At 61.5% G+C, this 18,059-nt stretch carries 20 protein-coding genes; 19 read left to right on the top strand and 1 reads right to left on the bottom strand.

Annotation, left to right across the window (positions count from 1 at the left end):
- Positions 1-135 precede the first annotated feature (135 nt).
- The 15 genes from H035_RS0114145 (at position 136) to H035_RS0114075 (ending at position 13,387) form a co-directional block, all read left to right on the top strand.
- Positions 136-2,034: an ATP-dependent DNA helicase gene (locus H035_RS0114145; protein WP_235044654.1), complete on the top strand. Its 1,899-nt coding sequence runs from the start codon at positions 136-138 to the stop codon at positions 2,032-2,034.
- The gene (gene tsaB, locus H035_RS0114140) at positions 2,000-2,881 is read left to right on the top strand and encodes a tRNA (adenosine(37)-N6)-threonylcarbamoyltransferase complex dimerization subunit type 1 TsaB (protein WP_152486071.1); all 882 of its coding nucleotides are present in this window, start codon (positions 2,000-2,002) and stop codon (positions 2,879-2,881) included. Before H035_RS0114145 ends, tsaB begins: the two co-directional genes overlap by 35 nt.
- A gap of 162 nt (positions 2,882-3,043) precedes the next feature.
- Positions 3,044-3,673, top strand: coding sequence for an L-threonylcarbamoyladenylate synthase (locus tag H035_RS0114135; protein ID WP_026596634.1), 630 nt, complete (start codon positions 3,044-3,046; stop codon positions 3,671-3,673).
- A gap of 22 nt (positions 3,674-3,695) precedes the next feature.
- Positions 3,696-4,346, top strand: coding sequence for a site-2 protease family protein (locus H035_RS0114130; protein WP_022949618.1), 651 nt, complete (start codon positions 3,696-3,698; stop codon positions 4,344-4,346).
- A complete protein-coding gene (locus H035_RS19890; RefSeq protein WP_022949617.1) occupies positions 4,343-5,125 on the top strand; it encodes a segregation and condensation protein A in 783 nt (260 codons plus the stop codon). The genes H035_RS0114130 and H035_RS19890 overlap by 4 nt, the downstream gene beginning before the upstream one ends.
- Positions 5,122-5,676, top strand: a complete 555-nt coding sequence (scpB, locus tag H035_RS19885) for an SMC-Scp complex subunit ScpB (protein WP_022949616.1) — start codon at positions 5,122-5,124, stop codon at positions 5,674-5,676. The genes H035_RS19890 and scpB overlap by 4 nt, the downstream gene beginning before the upstream one ends.
- Positions 5,624-6,451 (top strand): 23S rRNA pseudouridine(2605) synthase RluB, encoded by an 828-nt coding sequence (gene rluB / locus H035_RS0114115; protein WP_051149859.1) that lies wholly within the window; start codon positions 5,624-5,626, stop codon positions 6,449-6,451. The genes scpB and rluB overlap by 53 nt, the downstream gene beginning before the upstream one ends.
- A gap of 73 nt (positions 6,452-6,524) precedes the next feature.
- Positions 6,525-7,334 carry a tRNA pseudouridine(38-40) synthase TruA gene (gene truA / locus H035_RS0114110; RefSeq protein ID WP_022949614.1) on the top strand — a complete coding sequence of 270 codons (810 nt, stop codon included), beginning with the start codon at positions 6,525-6,527 and terminating at the stop codon, positions 7,332-7,334.
- 73 nt (positions 7,335-7,407) lie between these two features.
- On the top strand, positions 7,408-8,037 hold the full coding sequence (locus H035_RS0114105) for a phosphoribosylanthranilate isomerase (protein WP_022949613.1): 630 nt from the start codon (positions 7,408-7,410) through the stop codon (positions 8,035-8,037).
- On the top strand, positions 8,018-9,241 hold the full coding sequence (gene trpB / locus H035_RS0114100) for a tryptophan synthase subunit beta (RefSeq protein WP_022949612.1): 1,224 nt from the start codon (positions 8,018-8,020) through the stop codon (positions 9,239-9,241). The genes H035_RS0114105 and trpB overlap by 20 nt, the downstream gene beginning before the upstream one ends.
- The gene (gene trpA, locus H035_RS0114095) at positions 9,238-10,059 is read left to right on the top strand and encodes a tryptophan synthase subunit alpha (RefSeq protein WP_022949611.1); all 822 of its coding nucleotides are present in this window, start codon (positions 9,238-9,240) and stop codon (positions 10,057-10,059) included. Before trpB ends, trpA begins: the two co-directional genes overlap by 4 nt.
- Positions 10,056-11,045: an acetyl-CoA carboxylase, carboxyltransferase subunit beta gene (accD, locus tag H035_RS19880; protein WP_022949610.1), complete on the top strand. Its 990-nt coding sequence runs from the start codon at positions 10,056-10,058 to the stop codon at positions 11,043-11,045. The genes trpA and accD overlap by 4 nt, the downstream gene beginning before the upstream one ends.
- 4 nt (positions 11,046-11,049) lie before the next feature.
- Entirely contained in the window at positions 11,050-12,354 is a 1,305-nt protein-coding gene (gene folC, locus H035_RS19875; RefSeq protein ID WP_022949609.1) for a bifunctional tetrahydrofolate synthase/dihydrofolate synthase, read from the top strand.
- Positions 12,339-12,764: an SPOR domain-containing protein gene (locus tag H035_RS0114080; protein WP_022949608.1), complete on the top strand. Its 426-nt coding sequence runs from the start codon at positions 12,339-12,341 to the stop codon at positions 12,762-12,764. Before folC ends, H035_RS0114080 begins: the two co-directional genes overlap by 16 nt.
- 191 nt (positions 12,765-12,955) lie before the next feature.
- A complete protein-coding gene (locus tag H035_RS0114075; protein ID WP_026596632.1) occupies positions 12,956-13,387 on the top strand; it encodes a YybH family protein in 432 nt (143 codons plus the stop codon).
- A gap of 76 nt (positions 13,388-13,463) precedes the next feature.
- Here the strand turns inward: H035_RS0114075 and ispG are convergent, their stop codons facing one another.
- Positions 13,464-14,693: a flavodoxin-dependent (E)-4-hydroxy-3-methylbut-2-enyl-diphosphate synthase gene (ispG, locus tag H035_RS0114070; protein ID WP_022949606.1), complete on the bottom strand. Its 1,230-nt coding sequence runs from the start codon at positions 14,691-14,693 to the stop codon at positions 13,464-13,466.
- 93 nt (positions 14,694-14,786) lie between these two features.
- On the opposite strand from ispG, the gene H035_RS0114065 reads away from it, so the two are divergent.
- The 4 genes from H035_RS0114065 to H035_RS0114050 all read left to right on the top strand — a co-directional run bounded on the left by H035_RS0114065 (position 14,787) and on the right by H035_RS0114050 (position 18,039).
- On the top strand, positions 14,787-15,512 hold the full coding sequence (locus tag H035_RS0114065; RefSeq protein WP_022949605.1) for a metallophosphoesterase: 726 nt from the start codon (positions 14,787-14,789) through the stop codon (positions 15,510-15,512).
- Between the two features lie 282 nt (positions 15,513-15,794).
- On the top strand, positions 15,795-16,553 hold the full coding sequence (gene pomA, locus H035_RS0114060; RefSeq protein WP_022949604.1) for a flagellar motor protein PomA: 759 nt from the start codon (positions 15,795-15,797) through the stop codon (positions 16,551-16,553).
- Positions 16,554-16,561: 8 nt separating this feature from the next.
- Complete coding sequence (locus H035_RS0114055) at positions 16,562-17,440, top strand: MotB family protein (protein WP_022949603.1); 879 nt, start codon at positions 16,562-16,564, stop codon at positions 17,438-17,440.
- Positions 17,437-18,039, top strand: coding sequence for a PilZ domain-containing protein (locus tag H035_RS0114050; RefSeq protein WP_022949602.1), 603 nt, complete (start codon positions 17,437-17,439; stop codon positions 18,037-18,039). Before H035_RS0114055 ends, H035_RS0114050 begins: the two co-directional genes overlap by 4 nt.
- Positions 18,040-18,059 lie beyond the last annotated feature (20 nt).

Below are 18,059 nucleotides of genomic sequence, written 5' to 3'. Positions count from 1 at the left end.
CCCGCCGGCAGGAAAGGGCTGTGGTAAAGTTATCGGTTTAATAATATCCGTCTTGCCGAAACCATGCCCCCGGAGAGTAGTGCGGCCCCTTCCTCGAAGCAAGCTCTAAACCAGGTATTCGGGCCCGAAGGGCCCTTGGCCCGCCTGATCGATCGTTACCGACCGCGCCAGTCTCAGGTGGAGATGGCCGAGGCGGTGGCCCGGGTCGTCGCCGACGGCGGCATTCTGGTGGCGGAAGCCGGCACCGGGACCGGCAAGACCTTCGCCTATCTGGTGCCGGCGCTGCTGTCGGGCCTGCAGGTGCTGGTTTCCACCGGCAGCCGCAATCTCCAGGATCAGTTGTTTCTCAAGGATCTGCCCTTGCTGTTGAAGGCTTTGCGGCGCCCGGTGCAGGTGGCCCAGCTCAAGGGGCGGGGCAATTATCTGTGCCATTACCGTCTCGAGCAAACCCTGGCGGCGGACATGATGCGCAGCGAGTCGGAGCTGCACGATCTGACTCGGGTGAGGCGCTGGACGGATGTGACCGAGGTGGGGGACGTCGCCGAGATGGCCGAGCTCCCTGAGAATTGGTGGGGATGGCCGGCGCTGACTTCCACCGAGGATAGTTGTCTCGGGCAGTCGTGCCCCTTCGTCAACGACTGCTTTCTGCTCAAGGCACGCCGCCGGGCGCAGGAGGCGGATCTAGTGGTGATCAATCATCACCTTCTGTGCGCCGACTGGGCGCTGCGCGAGGATGGCTTGGGCGAGCTGTTGCCGGAGGCGGCTGCGGTGGTGGTGGACGAAGCCCATCAGTTCGCCGAAATCGCCGCCCGTTTTTTAGGGGACAGTGTCTCCTCGCGCCAGATTCAGGAATTGATTCGGGATGCGGCGGTGGAGCTCCAGCAGGCGGAATTGGCTTCGCCGCCGACCCAACAGGCCTTGCTTTATCTGAAGCAGCGGTTGGACCGGGTCCAAGGCGTGTTTGCCCGGGCGCCGGGTCGCGGCGCCGGGGTCGAGTTGGAGGCGTTTCCGGAAGTGATGGATTGTCTGCAGCAGCTGCGTCAAGCCTTGGCCGCGGTCAACGACGCCTTGGCGCCGCTGGCGGGGGCCAGTCACGGTTTGGAGTTGTGCTGGCAGCGCAGTCAACGCCTGGGCGGGCGGTTGGAGAAATGGGTGGCGGGGGAGTGGGCGGATGCCCCGGAAGAACCGGAGTGGGTGCGCTGGTTCGATGCCGGTCAGCGCCGCTTCGCCCTCCACGCGACGCCTCTGGACGTGGCGGGGTCGTTCGGCGGTTACCGGAAAACCTCCGGCGCGGCTTGGGTGTTTACCTCCGCCACGCTGAGCGTGGCCGGCCGGTTCGATCATTTTCTCGATCAGTTGGGGCTGACCGAAAAGTCCGCGGAAACCCGCCTCTGGCCCAGTCCGTTCGACTACGCCAGGCAGGCTTTGTTTTATTTGCCCCCCGGAATGCCTGCGCCGTCGGCGTCCGATTACACTTCCCGCGTGGCGGCCGCGGTGCGGCCGGTATTGCACGCCAGCGGGGGGCGGGCGTTTCTGCTGTTCACCAGCCACCGGGCCCTGGCGGAGGCGGCGGGGCTGCTGGAGGATCTGCCGTTCCCCCTGCTGGTTCAGGGACAGGCGCCCAAGGCGGTGCTGTTGGCGCGGTTCCGGGAGTTGGGCAACGCGGTGCTGTTGGGCACCAGCAGTTTCTGGGAAGGGGTGGACGTGCCGGGATCGGCGCTGGCGTGTGTGGTGATCGATAAATTGCCGTTCGCCGCGCCTTCCGATCCGGTGTTTCAGGCCAAATTGGCGAGTCTGCGCCGGCGCGGCCATCATCCCTTTCCCGATTACCAGGTGCCGGCGGCGGCGATCACGCTCAAGCAGGGGGCGGGGCGGTTGATCCGCGGTAGCGGGGATCGGGGCGTCTTGGTTTTGTGCGATCCCCGGGTGACGGGAAAGGCATACGGCAAGGTCTTTTTGGAAAGCTTGCCGCCCATGCCCGTCACCCGGGATTTGACCGATGTGGAGCGATTTTATGCGGATTCTGGCGATTGAAACCGCCACCGAGGCGTGTTCGGCGGCGCTGTATTTGGACGGGGCGGTGGAAGAGCGGTTCCAGGTGGCGCCGCGCCGGCATACCCATTTGATCCTGCCCATGGCGGAGGCGTTGCTGGCGGAAGCGGGACTGACGTTGTCCGCGCTGGATGGTTTGGCCTTCGGGCGCGGCCCCGGGTCCTTCACCGGGCTTCGCATCGCGGCCGGGGTGATTCAAGGGCTGGCGTTCGGGGCGGATTTGCCGGTGGCGCCGGTGTCGACCTTGGCGGCGTTGGCTTGGCAGGTATTCGACGAAGGGGCGGCCGATTGCGCCTTGGCCGCGCTGGATGCGCGCATGGGGGAGGTGTATTGGGGAATATATCGACGGCGGTGGGAGCCCGGGAAGGTGGGTTTCGGGGACGCCGACAACCTGGCAGGACAGCCAGGTTGGACGCACTTCAGTGCGCAAATGTGCGAAGCCAGGAAGGCGAAGCATCAAAACCCGTCCGTGGGGGCTTCATCGCCGCATCCTTGCGGCGAAGACCCCGAAACCCACCTTCCCGGGCTCCTTGATGCCGTTGTCCCTAACTCGGTAATCGCCCCTGAGAGGGTGTCGATTCCGGCTGATGTCGGGGGGGTCGGCATCGGCCCCGGCTGGGAGACTTACGGTGAGGTGTTGACCCGGCGGGTGGGAGCGCAGCGGTTGGTTCAGGTATGGCCGGAGCGGCTGCCCCGGGCCGAAGGGGTGGCCCGGTTGGCGGTGGAGGCGCTGGCGAGCGGTAAAGCCGTGGCGCCGGAGCAGGCATTGCCGGTGTATTTGCGCGATCGGGTGGCGAAAGCGGCGCAAACCGGCCAGACAACCGGTTAAATATATTCACCTGTTGAAAGAAGTGTTATTCTATAAGGCTGATCGTTCTCCATACGTTGCTCTTGTCCCGCGGGTAGGAGAGCAAACAAAGTAGGGGCCCGATTGGCATTGATGCCTCCCTTACCCCGCGCGGATGCGAGTGACCATTGCATGACCTATTCCATGGCGCAGTATTTTCAGATTCATCCCGAAACCCCCCAGCCGCGCTTGATTCGGCGGGCGGTGGACATCCTCCGGGAGGGAGGCGTGATCGTCTATCCCACCGATTCCTCCTATGCTCTGGCCTGTCGGGTCGACGACAAGCGGGCCCTGGCGCGGATTCGGCGGATCCGTCAATTGGGGGAGAAGCACAATTTCACGCTCATATGCCGGGACCTGTCCCACGTATCCCAGTTCGTGCGTCTGAGCAATGAAGCGCACCGTTTGATCAAGGCTTTGACCTCGGGGCCCTATACTTTCGTGCTCAGGGCCACCCGCGAAGTGCCCCGGCGCCTGCAGCATCCCAGCCGCAAGACGGTGGGCATCCGCGTGCCCGATCATCCTATCGCCCAGGCCCTGCTGGCCGAATTGGACGAGCCCTTGTTCACGACTACCTTGATCCCGCCCGGAGAGGAACACGCCCTGGAAGATCCGGAGGAGATCCGCCAGCACCTGGAAAAGCAGGTGGAGTTGGTGATCGATGCCGGGATCGTGCCTTATGAACCCACCACTGTCATCATTATGACCGACGACCTGCCGGAAATTGTCCGTTACGGCAAGGGCCGGGACAAATTGGAAGCCTTGTTGGGATAGCCGCAATAGCCGTGGAGCGAGAATGGAAAGTTTGACCTTGGCCCAGAAAATTTCCGTCTGGGTATTGCCGATTTTGTTCGCCATCACCTTGCACGAGGTCGCCCACGGGGTGGCGGCCCGGTGGTTCGGGGACGATACCGCCAAACGCTTGGGGCGCCTGAGCGTCAATCCGCTCAAACACATCGATCCGGTGGGCACCGTGGCGGTCCCTTTGATCATGCTGCTTTTGGGCGGCTTCATCTTCGGCTGGGCCAAGCCGGTGCCGGTGGATTTCGGAAAGCTGCATCGGCCCAAGCGGGATATGGCCCTCGTCGCCTTGGCCGGTCCCGGCGCCAATTTGCTGATGGCCCTGGGATGGTCGCTGCTGGCCAAGCTGGGAGTATGGCTGGAATGGTCCTATATCTCCTTGCCGCTGATCTACATGGGGGCGGCGGGGATTTTCTTCAATCTGGTTCTGATGGTGCTTAATCTCTTGCCGGTCCCGCCGTTGGACGGCGGACGCGTGCTGGCGGGGATCTTGCCGACCCGGTGGTCGGTGAAGGTGGCCCACTTGGAGCCTTACGGCCTGCCCATCTTGTTGTTGCTGTTGGTGACCGGAGCCCTGGGGCGGATTTTGGGGCCGGTGATTTTTTCTCTGCAGGGCGTCTTTTTCGGCTTGGCCGGGCTGGCATGAGCGAGATAGCGACTCCGCTGGCCACGGTTCTCGGCGAGCCGGTCACGGAACTTCCCGAGAATCTCTATATCCCGCCCGACGCGCTGCGCGTGATTCTGGAGGAAACCTTCGAAGGGCCGCTGGACCTTTTGCTCTATTTGATCCGGCGCCGAAATTTGGACATCATGGCCGTCTCCATCAGTCAGGTGATCGAGCAATATCTGGAATACATCGCCCTGATGGAGGAACTCAAAATCGAATTGGCCGCCGAATATTTGTTCATGGCGGCGCTATTGGCGGAAATCAAGTCGCGCCTCCTTCTCCCGCGGCAAGAATCGGACGAGGCCGAGGAGGAAGATCCCCGCGCCGAACTGGTGCGCCGGCTCAAGGAATACGAGAAATTCCAGCAGGCCGCCCGGGATTTGGATGCGTTGCCCCGGATGGCACGGGATATTCACCCGGTTAACGTGGAACCCCATCTCCCCCCGCGGCCGCCAAGCTATCCCCCGGTTTCCCTGGAGGATTTGGCCGAAGCGTTCCATCGGGTCCTGGTTCGGGCCGAGCAACTGAAAAGTCATACCATCGAGCGTGAAGCGCTGTCGGTGCGCGAGCGGATGGGAGGCGTCCTGGACCGGCTCCGCGCCGATCGGGAATTGGCGTTCGAAAACTTGTTCGATCCCGCCGAGGGGCGCGCCGGCATGGTGGTGACTTTCCTCGCCTTGCTGGAGTTGTGCCGGGAGGGATTGGTGGAAATTCTCCAAGGCGAACCTCTGGCTCCGCTCACAGTCAAAACGCGATGACTTTAAAGCGAATCGTCGAGGCGCTGCTGCTGGCTTCTCCCGAACCTTTGGATACCGCCCAGCTGCTTTCGCTGTTGGCGGACGAGGGGGTTGAAAAGGCGGAGCTGGAGGCGGTGCTGGCCGAATTGGCCGCCGATTACGCCGAACGCGCCTTGGAGTTGACGCGCGTGGCGGGGGGATGGCGCTTTCAAGTGCGGCGGGAGATGGGTCCCTGGGTCGAACGCCTGTTTCCGGAGAAAGTCGGGCGTTACTCCCGCGCGCTTCTGGAGACCCTGGCTATCATCGCCTACCGCCAGCCGGTGACCCGGGGCGACATCGAGGCGGTCCGCGGGGTGGCGGTCAGCGCCAATATTCTGCGTACGCTGGAATCGCGGGAATGGATTCGCGTAGTGGGGCACAAGGAAGTTCCCGGCAGGCCCTCCCTATTCGCCACCACCGGCCGTTTCCTGGACGATTTCAATCTGCAACATTTACACCAATTGCCACCTTTGCCAGTCGATGAAGAAGAACAGACCGACGCCCCGGCCTCGACGCCGGACGCACACACCTGAATCCCCCGCCGACGAGAATTTGCCGGACGGCGAGCGCCTGCACAAGGTGCTCGCCCACGCCGGCTTGGGCTCGCGCCGCCGGATCGAGGAATGGATCCGCCAGGGTCAGGTACGGATCAACGGCCGACTCGCCCGCTTGGGCGAGCGTTGGCACGCGGGCGACCGGATTCAGCTCAAGGGCCGCCCGGTCAATCTGAGCAAACGTTTGGGCGGGGTGGTCCGGGTGCTGGTTTATCACAAGCCGGTGGGCGAGGTGGTCACCCGGCGCGATCCGGAAGGGCGCCCCACCGTCTTCAAGCGGTTGCCGAAGTTGACCAAGGGGCGCTGGGTCAACGTGGGCCGCCTGGACATCAACACCGAAGGCTTGCTGCTGTTCACCAATCGGGGTGAACTGGCCAACCGGCTCATGCATCCCTCCCGGGCATTGGAACGCGAATACGCGGTGCGGGTTTACGGCAAGGTCGACGATGCCGTCCTCAGCCGCTTGCAGCGGGAAGTGAACTTGGACGACGGCCCGGCCCGCTTCGAATCCATCGAACCCGCCGGCGGGGAAGGCGCCAACCGCTGGTACAAGGTGGTTTTGACAGAAGGGCGCAACCGTATCGTGCGGCGCCTGTGGGAATCGGCGGGCGTGACCGTGAGCCGTTTGATTCGCATTCGTTACGGGTCGATCGTGTTGCCGGAGGGGTTGGCGTCGGGGCGTCTCCACGAGCTGAGCCGGGCCGAGGTCAAGCAACTTAGTAGGGGCGACCGGCCGGTCGCCCCTACTCTATAAACCGGCCGGTCGCTCCATAAACTCCATAAACCGGCCGGTCGCCCCCTATAATCTCCCATAAACAATCGTTGAGATGCGGATTGCGCTGAAAATCGAATACGACGGTAGTCACTATGCTGGCTGGCAATATCAAACCCACAGTCCTTCCGTCCAAGCTGTGGTCGAGACTGGGCTGGGTAAGATCGCCGCCCATCCGGTGCGGATCATCGCCTCCGGCCGGACCGATTCCGGCGTTCACGCGCTGGAACAGGTGGTCCATTTCGATACCCGCGCCGAGCGTCCCCGGCGGGCTTGGGTCCAGGGAACCAATACCCATCTGCCGACGGACGTGCGCGTCCTTTGGGCCAGCCCGGTGGCGCCGGTTTTCCATGCCCGCACCCAGGCCGTCGCGCGTTGGTACCGCTACCGGATCTTCAACCGCTCGGTGGCGTCCGCCTTGCTGCGCGGCCGGGTCACCTGGTGGTATCATCCCCTGGATGTGGAAAGGATGCGGGAGGGTGCGGCCTATTTGTTGGGCGAGCACGATTTTTCCTCGTTTCGGGGGCCCTACTGCCAATCCAAAAGCCCGTTTCGGCGGGTTTATCTCCTCGATGTGATTCGGGCGGGAGAGGAGATCTGGGTCGACATCATCGCCAACGCCTTTCTGCACAATATGGTTCGCAACATCGTCGGCGTCCTGATGGCCATCGGCAGCGGTAAACGGCCTCCCGCCTGGGCCCGAGAGGTGCTTTGGGCCCGCGATCGCAGTTCGGGAGGGGTGACCGCGCCGCCGGACGGGCTTTATCTGGCCGGAGTTTGGTATCCTGAGCAGTTCGGTCTCCCGCGGCCGCCGATTTTTGATCGTTTGCCGCAGGATTTGAAACGGGTGGACGGCAACGCTTAGTCGAGCGGTCAAATGACATAAAAAAACAAACCGCCGCGAAGCAGTTTAAGAGCGGTTGAAGAGGAACGGGATTTTGGCGCGAATCCGAGTTAAAATCTGTGGGTTTACCCGCATCGAAGATGCGTTGGCGGCGGCGGAATTGGGGGTCGATGCCATCGGCTTGGTGTTTTATCCTCCCAGCCCGCGTGCGGTGGAAGTGGCGCAAGCGCGGCGGATCGCCCTCGCCCTGCCGCCGTTCGTGACCACGGTGGGGTTGTTCGTGGATGCCGGGGCGGCCGCGATCGAGGCCGTATTGCGGCGGGTGCCCCTGGATCTCATCCAGTTTCACGGCAATGAAACCCCGGCCGATTGCGAGCGTCTCGATCGGCCGTATATCAAGGCGATCCGCATGGCCGAGGGGGTCGATCTCCGCCGCGAGGCCGAGCGCTTCGAAAGTGCCCGGGGGTTGCTGCTCGACGCCTATCACCCGGGGGTGCCGGGGGGCACCGGAAAGCGTTTCGATTGGGACTTGATTCCGGAGGATCTGCCCCGGCCGGTGATCTTGGCCGGCGGCTTGGAAGCGGGCAATATCAACGCCGCCATCGAACGCGTCCGCCCGTGGGCGGTGGACGTCAGTTCCGGCGTGGAGCGCGGCAAGGGGATCAAAGACCGCGCCAAAATGAAAGCATTTTTACGAGAGGTGAATGATGGCGACTGCACCTGAACAGATTGAAAACTATCCATGGCCCGATGCCCATGGGCATTTCGGCCGCTATGGCGGGATCTTCGTCGCCGAGACGTTGATGTACCCCCTGGAGGAGCTGAACCGGGCCTATCAAAAATACATCGGCGATCCGGACTTTCTGGCCGAACTGGACCGCGACCTGAAAGATTACGTCGGCCGTCCGTCTCCCCTCTACCACGCCGAGCGCTGGAGCCGGGAGCTGGGCGGGGCTCAGATTTACCTCAAGCGCGAGGATCTCAATCATACCGGCGCCCACAAGGTCAACAACACCGTCGGTCAGGCGCTTTTGGCCAAACGCATGGGCAAGCGCCGGGTCATCGCCGAAACCGGCGCCGGCCAGCACGGGGTGGCGACCGCCACCGTGGCGGCCCGGTTGGGAATGGAGTGCGTGGTCTACATGGGGGAGGTGGACGTGGAGCGCCAGAAGCTCAACGTCTACCGCATGTCCCTGCTCGGCGCCGAGGTGCGCCCGGTGGCTTCCGGCTCCAAGACCCTCAAGGACGCTTTGAACGAGGCCTTGCGCGATTGGGTCACCCATGTGGACGATACCTTCTACATCATCGGAACGGTGGCCGGCCCCCATCCCTATCCGGCGATGGTGCGCGATTTCCAGGCGGTGATCGGGCGCGAGGCCAAGCGCCAGAGCGTGGAAAAGACCGGACGTCTTCCCGATGCCCTGGTGGCCTGCGTGGGTGGCGGCTCCAACGCCATCGGCCTGTTCTATCCTTTCTTGGATCACGAGGAAGTGGCCATGTACGGGGTCGAGGCGGCCGGCGACGGGATCGCCAGCGGTCACCATTCCGCGCCCCTGTGCGCCGGTCGGCCCGGGGTGCTGCACGGCAACCGGACCTATCTGATGGAAGACGACGACGGTCAGATCATCGAAACCCATTCCATCTCCGCCGGCCTCGATTACCCCGGGGTGGGTCCGGAACACGCCTGGCTCAAGGATTCGGGCCGCGCCGATTACGTCAGCATCACCGACGAAGAAGCCCTGGAAGCCTTCCATCGAGTCACCCGGGTCGAAGGTATTCTGCCGGCGCTGGAATCGAGTCACGCACTCGCCTACGCTATGAAGCTGGCCCCCCGGATGGACAAGGATCAAACCATCGTGGTGAACTTGTCGGGACGGGGGGACAAGGATATTCACACCGTCGCCGCACGGGAGGGACTCGAGCTGTGAGCCGGATTCAGACTACCTTTGAAAATTTGAAGCGGGAAAAGCGTAAGGCTTTGATTCCTTTTATCACCGCCGGCGATCCCCGGCCCGAATTCACGGTGCCGATGCTGCACGCCATGGCGGCGGCGGGCGCCGACATTCTGGAATTGGGGGTGCCGTTCTCCGACCCGATGGCCGACGGCCCGGTGATCCAACGCGCCAGCGAGCGGGCCCTGACCCATCACGTCAGCCTGCATCAGGTATTGGACATGGTGGCCGAATTCCGCCGCCGGGACATCCAAACCCCGATCGTTCTGATGGGCTATCTCAATCCCCTCGAGCGCATGGGCTATCGGGCGTTCGCCGAGGCCGCCCGCAAGGCGGGCGTGGACGGGGTGTTGACGGTGGATCTGCCGCCGGAGGAAGCCGAGGCCGAAATGCTGCCTTTACTGTACGAAGCCGGCATCGACCCGATCTTTCTGCTCGCCCCCACCAGCACCCGCGGGCGAATCGAGAAGGCCGACGCCGCGGGACGCGGCTATCTTTACTACGTGTCCCTCAAGGGCGTGACCGGGGCCGGCCATCTGGATCTGGAAGAGGTGGCGCGCAAAGTGGAAGAAATTCGCGCCGCGGCCCGCTTGCCCATCGGGGTGGGATTCGGAGTCAAGAATGCCGAAACCGCCGCCAAAATGGCCCAGTTGGCGGATGCCGTGGTGGTGGGAAGCGCGCTGGTCCAGAAAGTGGAGGAAAACTCGGGGGATCCGGAGCGGATCGAAACCGCCATCGTGGCGCTGCTCAAGGAGATGCGTGCGGCGATGGATAAAGAGGCGAGGGCGGCATGAGTTGGTTCCAGAAACTGGTTCCGGCCCGGATTCGGACCGACGGAAACCGAAAAGGGGGGGTACCGGAAGGCCTGTGGAGCAAGTGTCCGGCGTGTAGCGCGATCCTGTACAAGGCCGAATTGGAGCGGAATCAGGAAGTTTGCCCCAAATGCAACCACCATATGCGGATTTCCGGCCGGCGGCGTTTGCATTTCTTTCTCGACCCGGAAGCGCGGGAAGAGATCGGCGAGGAGTTACGTTCGGTCGATCCTCTGAGATTCAAGGATACCAAGAAATACAAGGACCGCTTGGCTCAGGCGCAGAAAACCACCGAGGAATCCGAGGCGCTGGTGGTGGTGCGTGGCCTGCTGCAAGGGCGGCCTTTGGTGGCGGCGGCGTTCAATTTCGCCTTCATGGGCGGCTCCATGGGGTCGGTGGTGGGCGAGCGCTTCGTGCGCGGGGTCGATCGCGCCTTGGAGGACAAGATCCCCTTGGTGGTGTTCACCGCCAGCGGGGGGGCGCGAATGCAGGAATCCCTGCTGTCCCTGTTCCAAATGTCCAAGACATCGGCCGCTCTGGCACGTCTTGCGGGAGCGGGTCTGCCTTACATCTCGGTGATGACCGATCCCACCATGGGCGGGGTGTCGGCCAGCCTGGCGATGCTCGGGGATCTCAACATCGCCGAACCGGGGGCCTTGATCGGTTTCGCCGGTCCCCGGGTCATCGAGCAGACAGTGCGGGAAAAACTCCCGGAGGGATTTCAACGCAGCGAGTTCCTGCTCAAGTACGGCGCCCTGGATATGATCGTGGATCGACGCGATTTGCGCGATACCCTGTCCAGCTTGCTGGCGATGCTGGCTCACACCGAGCCTCCGGCCAAGGTGGAAACGCCGCCTGCGCAGGCCGGTTACGGCGCCGACTCGGAGAGCTGCGAAGCAGAAACCTTGTTGCCGACCTTGCCCCTGGATGCGCCACCGCCGGAAGGCGAGGGCGGCGAAGAATCCTGACCGAATGCGTTTCGCTTGCCTGAACGACTGGCTGGTTTGGCAGCAATCCTTTCACCCCCGGTCGATCGATTTGGGGCTGGAACGGGTCCGGCGGGTCTTCGAAACGCTGCGCCCCGATTATCGGCCGCCGGTGACGATCACCGTGGGCGGCACCAACGGCAAGGGTTCCTGCGTGGCCATGCTGGAGGCGATTCTGAAGGCGGCGGGGGTGTCGGTGGGCGCCTATACCTCGCCCCACATTCTGGATTACAACGAGCGCATCCGCATCGACGGTCTGCCGGTTTCCGATCAGGCCATCGTCGACGTCTTCGCCCGCATCGACGAAGCTCGCGGCGATATCAGCCTGAGCTTTTTCGAGTTCGCCACCCTGGCGGCGTTGGAGCTTTTCGCCTTGGCGGAAGTTCAGGTGCAGTTGTTGGAAGTGGGGCTGGGGGGCCGCCTGGATGCGGTCAACATCGTCGATGCCGATGTGGCGGTGATCACCAGCATCGATATCGATCACAAGGATTGGCTGGGGGAGACCCGCGAGCGGATCGGGGTGGAAAAGGCGGGTATTTTCCGTCCCGGTCGTCCGGCCGTCATCGGCGACCGCCGTCCGCCCTTGTCCTTACTGCAGCAGGCGGATCGGCGCCAAGCATCGCTCCAGCGTCTGGGGTTCGATTTCGACCATTGCCGGCGCGACCGGGATTGGGATTGGTGGGGGCCGGAGCACGCCTGGATGCGCCTGCCCTTGCCGGCGCTCCCCGGATCTCAACAGTTGGACAATGCGGCCATGGTGATGGCGGCTTTGCACGCCTTGGGCGATCGCCTTCCGGTGACGCAGGATGCGATCGTGCAGGGATTGAAAGCGGTCCGCCTGCCGGGGCGTTATCAACTCCTGCCCGGTCCGCCGCAGGTATTGTTGGATGTGGCCCATAACCCCCAGGCCGCCGGGCTGCTTGCCGAATACTTGCGGAATCAGTATCCAGGGCGTCGCATCGTGGCATTGTTCACCGCCATGTGCGACAAGGACATCGAAGGGATTTTGGATGCCATGCGTCAGGCGGTGGATGCCTGGGTATTGCTGGAGTTGCCCGACAATCCTCGCGCCGCTTCCGGGGAACGGCTGGTCGAGGCTTTCCGGAAAGTGGGCTTGCCCTTTCCTCTGGCGTCTTTCCGGGATTGCTCGAAGGCGATCGCTTGCTTGGAACAACAGGTCGGTCCGGAGGGTCTTATTGTGGTTTTCGGCTCCTTTTTTTTAGTCGCGGAGTTTTTCCGTAGCTCTACGAACGCGAAGGTTTTGGGAGGAAAGCAATGGATCTTCGCCTGAAGCGGCGTCTGGTGGGAGCGGCGGTATTGGTCTTGCTGGCGGTTATTTTTCTGCCCATGATGTTCGAAGATGCGCTGCGCGACGAATCGGATTTCAGCCCCCCTTTGACCGAGCTTCCCCTATCCGAAGAACCGGCGTTGCCTCGGGTTTCCACGCCTCAAGTACCGCTGCCCGCTGATTGGGCGGTGCAAGTGGGCAGTTTCAGCCAAGCGGACAATGCCGACAGCCTCCAGAATCGACTGCGGCAGGCCGGTTTCGCCGCCTTCATCGAAAAGGTGAAAGCCGGGGAGGGGGTGATGTATCGAGTGCGCGTGGGCCCCTATCTGGACAAAGACAAAGCCGAGGCCATGGTGGCCGAGATCAAGCAACGCCTGGCCTTGGACGGTTTCGTCGTTCCCCATCCCGATTAGGAAATATTCTCTTTCTCGATTTTTGTCGCTCCCGTCACGGGAATTTCAAAGAAAAAGACTACTATGAGAATCAAGGTCGACGGAGTCTTGCCGTTTATAATTTCATAAAAGGAAACACGATATGATTATTGAAGTATTTTGTTTTGTTATCTATAATAAATTCGACTTTTAAAGTAAGTGAGGTAAACCCCATGTTGAAGAAACTAATGTTGATGACGGCCCTGGCGATGGGTATGACCCAGGGGGCGGTGGCCGGAGACACGTCCAAACAAGTGGCGGCCAATGCCGTTGCCCAATGGAATACGGTATTGAAAAAGGGCAGCGTGGACGCATTGCTGCGGCTATATACGGAGGACGCCATGGTGCTGATGCCCAACGGCGAGGCGACCAAGGATCCGCGGGCGATTCGGAAATTCTGGCGCCATTTGTTGGCCAAGCAAGCCGGTCGTTATGAGTTGGATCTGGGCAATGTGATCTATGCCAAGGATGACACGGTGGTTTCGACCCTGCGTTGGTCGAATGTAGATGGGAATTTGAAATATTCCTATGACGGCGTGATCTACAACGTTTTCAAACGCCAACCGGACGGAAGCTGGAAGGCCCAGGTGCAACGCTGGAATTAAGCGACTCACTACCCGGTTTTTCAGCCGCGAGGGAAAGGCCCCGGTCGTACCGGGTCACCTTATCCAAGCGGTTTTTTTATGCCTGCTTACCGTAGCGGTTTTCCACGTACCGCTCGACGATCGCCTGAAATTCTTCGGCGATGTGATCTCCTTTCAAAGTGACGGTTTTCTGTCCGTCTTGGTAGACCGGAGCGACCGGTTTTTCGCCGGTGCCCGGCAGACTGATGCCGAGATTCGCGTTCTTGCTTTCTCCCGGGCCGTTGACCACGCAGCCCATGACCGCCACGTGCATTTCCTCCACTCCGGGATAGTGATTTTTCCATTCCGGCATTCTTTCCCTGAGGAACCCTTGAATCTGCTGGGCCAGACGCTGGAAGTAATCGCTGGTGGTGCGGCCGCAGCCGGGGCAGGAGATCACCATCGGGGTGAATGAACGGATCCCCATGGTTTGCAGGATTTCCTGGGCCACCACGACTTCCTTGGTGCGCGGGGCGCCGGGTTCCGGGGTCAAGGAAATGCGAATGGTGTCGCCGATTCCCTGCTGGAGAAGGACCGCGAGTGCGGCGGTGGAGGCGACGATGCCTTTGGTGCCGATGCCGGCTTCGGTCAAGCCCAAATGGAGCGCGTAGTTGCAGCGCCGGGCGAGTTCCTGGTAGACGGCGATCAGTTCCTGCACTCCGCTCATCTTGCAGGAGATGACGATACGATCGGCGGGAAGTCCCCATTCCTCGGCTTTGGCGGCGCTCTCCAGGGCGGAGGTGATGACCGCGTCGCGCATCACTTCGTCCAGATCGCGGGGATTGGCGAGCTCGGCGTTTTCGTCCAGCAGGCGCGCCAGGACCGATTGATCCAGGCTGCCCCAGTTGACCCCGATGCGCACCGGCTTCTGGTAGCGGCACGCGAATTCGATCATTTGCGCGAACTGGGGATCGCGTTTGGCGCCGCGCCCCACGTTGCCGGGGTTGATCCGAAATTTGGCCAGGGCCTCGGCGCACGCCGGATGGTTGGCCAGAAGCTTGTGGCCGTTGAAATGAAAGTCTCCCACCACGGGAACGTTGCAATCGCGTCGGTCCAGTGCTTCGCGTATCTTGGGAACGGCCGCGGCGGCCTGGTCGGTGTTGACGGTGATCCGAACGATTTCCGAACCCGCGCGGGCCAAGGCGAGGATTTGCTCGACGGTGGCGGCGACGTCCTCGGTGGCGGTGTTGGTCATGGATTGGACCACCACCGGGGCTCCGCCGCCGATTTGGATGGGGCCCACCTTGACGCCCAACGAGGATCTTCTGGGTATGACAGGTGTACTCATAGCTTCAATTGGGAATCGCAGATGCTAATATTGTTGATGATAATGGTGTGATTTACCTGAAACAGAGGACATTATAAGGGAAATGGGCGGGACGTGAGGCTTCATTATTTTTCCGATATCCATCTGGAGTTCGGCGGTATGCGGTTACCCAAGGTGAATGCCGACGTGATCGTCGCCGCCGGCGATATCGGGGTCGGCTTGCAAGGGTTGCGATGGTTGTCCCGACAGGGACGGCCGGTGGTTTATGTGGCCGGCAATCATGAGTTCTACAAACACGAACACGGAACCTTGCTCGCGCAACTGGAACTGGCTGCCCTCGACGGACCGGTGCATTTTTTGGAGAACCGGAGCGAGGTGATCGGCGGGGTGCGTTTTCTCGGCTGCACTTTGTGGACCGATCTAGGGGGCGAAGACGAAGACGTGGCGGCGTTGGCCGATTCGCTGAACGATTTTCATAAGATACGCTTCGGCAACGGACCTTTTCGTTTGGAGCATTATCGAATGCTGCACCAAGCATCCCGAGACTGGCTGGAACAAAGCTTGCAAATTCCTTTTGCCGGACCCACGGTGGTGGTGACCCACCATGCGCCGAGTTTCTGGAGCTGGGATCATCGCCCCAGCGCGCTCAATCGTTTCGCCTATTGCAATGATCTTAGGGAATTGATGTACGAACACGAGATCACCGCCTGGTTTCACGGCCACACCCACGTGGCCCGCGATTACCGCTGCGCGGATACGCGGGTGCTCTGTAATCCCCGGGGTTATTTCTATCAACGCTTGGTGGATGAGTTCCGGCCGGATGGCGTAATCGAGCTTTAAGAGCCCCTTTACAGTCGACCTTGACCCAAAGTAGGGCCCGGCGGCTTGACCGGAGGGCGTTCGCATCCCCCCCACCCAACCCTCCCCCCAACGGGGGGAGGGCAAGGGAGGGGGGAAGCCCCCAGGGATGGGTTCACGGCGTCCCGGAGGGCAAGCCGCCGGGCCCTGCCCCAATTTGAGATGGCTTTGAAAACCCCCTTTAAGCGGCGACCGCCTTTCCTTTTGTCCGGGGCGTGCTACTTTTTGTAGTGGAGTGAGTGAAATCGATAAGGAGGTTCATCCTTGGACATTGCGACCCTGGTCGGATTTTTAGGCGGCTTCGGGGTGATTGCCGGCGCCATCGTGGTGGGCGGTGACGTCGGTCTATTCGTCAATGTGCCTTCGATCTTGATCGTGCTTGGCGGGACCTTCATGGCCACGCTCATGAAGATTACCCTGGCCGACTTCTTGCGTTCCTTCGGGATCGCGTGGAAGGCGTTCTTCAACCAGGTGGACGATCCGGCCCAATTGATCGAGGAAGCGGTGCGCTTGGCGGACGCGGCGCGCAAGAACGGTCTGCTGGCGCTGGAAAACGAAACCGTGGATAACCTGTTTTTGCAGCGGGGGATCATGCTGTGCGTCGACGGTCACGAGCCGGCCCTGATCCGAAAAATGCTGTCCGAAGAAATCAATCAAGCCATCAAGCGCCACGAGATGGGGCAGACCATGTGGGCCTCGGTGGGAGACGTGGCGCCGGCCATGGGAATGATCGGTACCTTGGTGGGTCTGGTGCAGATGCTCGCCAATATGGAAGATCCCTCCAAAATCGGCCCGGCCATGGCGGTGGCGCTGCTGACCACTTTGTACGGGGCGATCATCGCCAATGCGTTTGCGATCCCCTTGGCGGATAAGCTGGCGTTGCTCAGTAATTACGAACGGACCACCAAATCCTTGATCATCGAGACCATCAACGGCATTCAGGAAGGGATGAATCCCAAGTTGCTGGAGACCTTGCTCAATACCTATCTGCCTGAAAAGAAACGCGCTACCGATGAGGACTGAGGAGACCGATGGCGGAAGAATCTGAATGCCCCAAATGCAAACCCGGCGCGCCCGCTTGGGTGATGACCTTCGCGGATCTGATGTCCTTGTTGTTGACGTTCTTCGTCCTGATGCTGTCGTTCGCCACCATGGACGTGATCAAATTCCGCCAGATGGCCGCTTCCATGAAGAATGCCTTCGGCGTGCAGACCCAGATTCCGGCTTATGAAACCGTCAAGGGGACCAGTGTGGTGGCCCAGCATTTCACGCCATCGACGGTCGACCGGAGTCCCCTGGAGGAAATTCACCAAACCACAAGCCGGGATCAGCCCGAACTGAAGATTCCCGAACAGGCCCAGGGCGAGCGCCAGGGGGAATTGAGCCAGGAAGCAATCCGGCAAAAATTCGAGCAGGCGCAACAGGAAAAGCTCCAAGCCCAAGCCAAAAAAATTCGGGAATCCCTGTTGGAAGAGATCAAAGCCGGAAGAGTCAGCATCGAAACCGAAAAGCAGAAAATCGTTATCCGGATTCACGAGAAAGGCTCGTTTCCTTCCGGAAGCGCGGTCTTGAATGCGGGCTTCGGCGCGTCCATGAAAAAGATTATCCGGGTGGTCAAAAACGGCCGGGGAAAAGTCATCGTGGCCGGACACACCGACGATGTCCCCATTTCCACCGACTGGTACCGCTCCAATTGGGAGTTGTCTTCGGCGCGTGCGGTGACTGTCGCCCACGAACTCCTGAAGGGCAAGATCGATCCCCGCCGCTTGGTGGTCGCCGGTTACGCCGACACCGAGCCGCTGGTGCCCAATGCCAATCCCGAAAGCCGGGCCCGCAATCGGCGCGTGGAAATCATTTTGGAGCAGCCGGGATCGGAAGTCGGGCCAGGAAAAAAAGGGGGGGACTTATGAGCGATATCCGCCGGGGCAGTCCGCCGGATCGGCGCCGCTATTTTCGAATCGATGACGAGATCGTATTGGTGTACCGGCCGGTTCCCTCGCACGAAGTGCCCGAGCCCGAACAACTTTCGGAACGTTTTTCCGAGCCTTTTTCCCTGACTTCCACATTGGCGTGTCTGACGCACGAATCTCGATCCCAGTTGCGTCGCATCCAGCGGGATTCTCCCCAGGTGGCGGAGTATCTGGAGGTGCTCGAGCGCAAGATCGACGTACTGGCCCAGGCGGTCATGATGGCGGAAAATCCCTTGGTGGAACAGCCCACTCGGCAGGTGAACCTGAGCGCCTCCGGAATCGCTTTCGATATCGAGCGCGGGCTTTCCGAAGGCGAGGTCCTCGAGTTGAAAATGGTCGTGCCGCCCGCCCTCGTGGGCATTCTTACCTTCGGCAAGGTGGTTTACTGCCGACAACGAAAAAACGGCGATTACCGGGTCGGTGTCGATTTTCTCAGCATCCGCGATCAAGACCGGGAGTTCTTGGTGCGGCATGTGGTTAAACGTCAATTGGTCCGGCTGAGGGAGAAGCAACCGTCGCCCGGTTCCGAGTCGGTATAGGCGCAGGTGGCAAGTCCGGG

It is taken from the genome of Methylohalobius crimeensis 10Ki (assembly GCF_000421465.1).
GTDB lineage: Bacteria > Pseudomonadota > Gammaproteobacteria > Methylococcales > Methylothermaceae > Methylohalobius > Methylohalobius crimeensis.
Note: the sequence above shows the minus strand (reverse complement) of the source record. Positions and strands in the feature narration are given on the sequence as shown.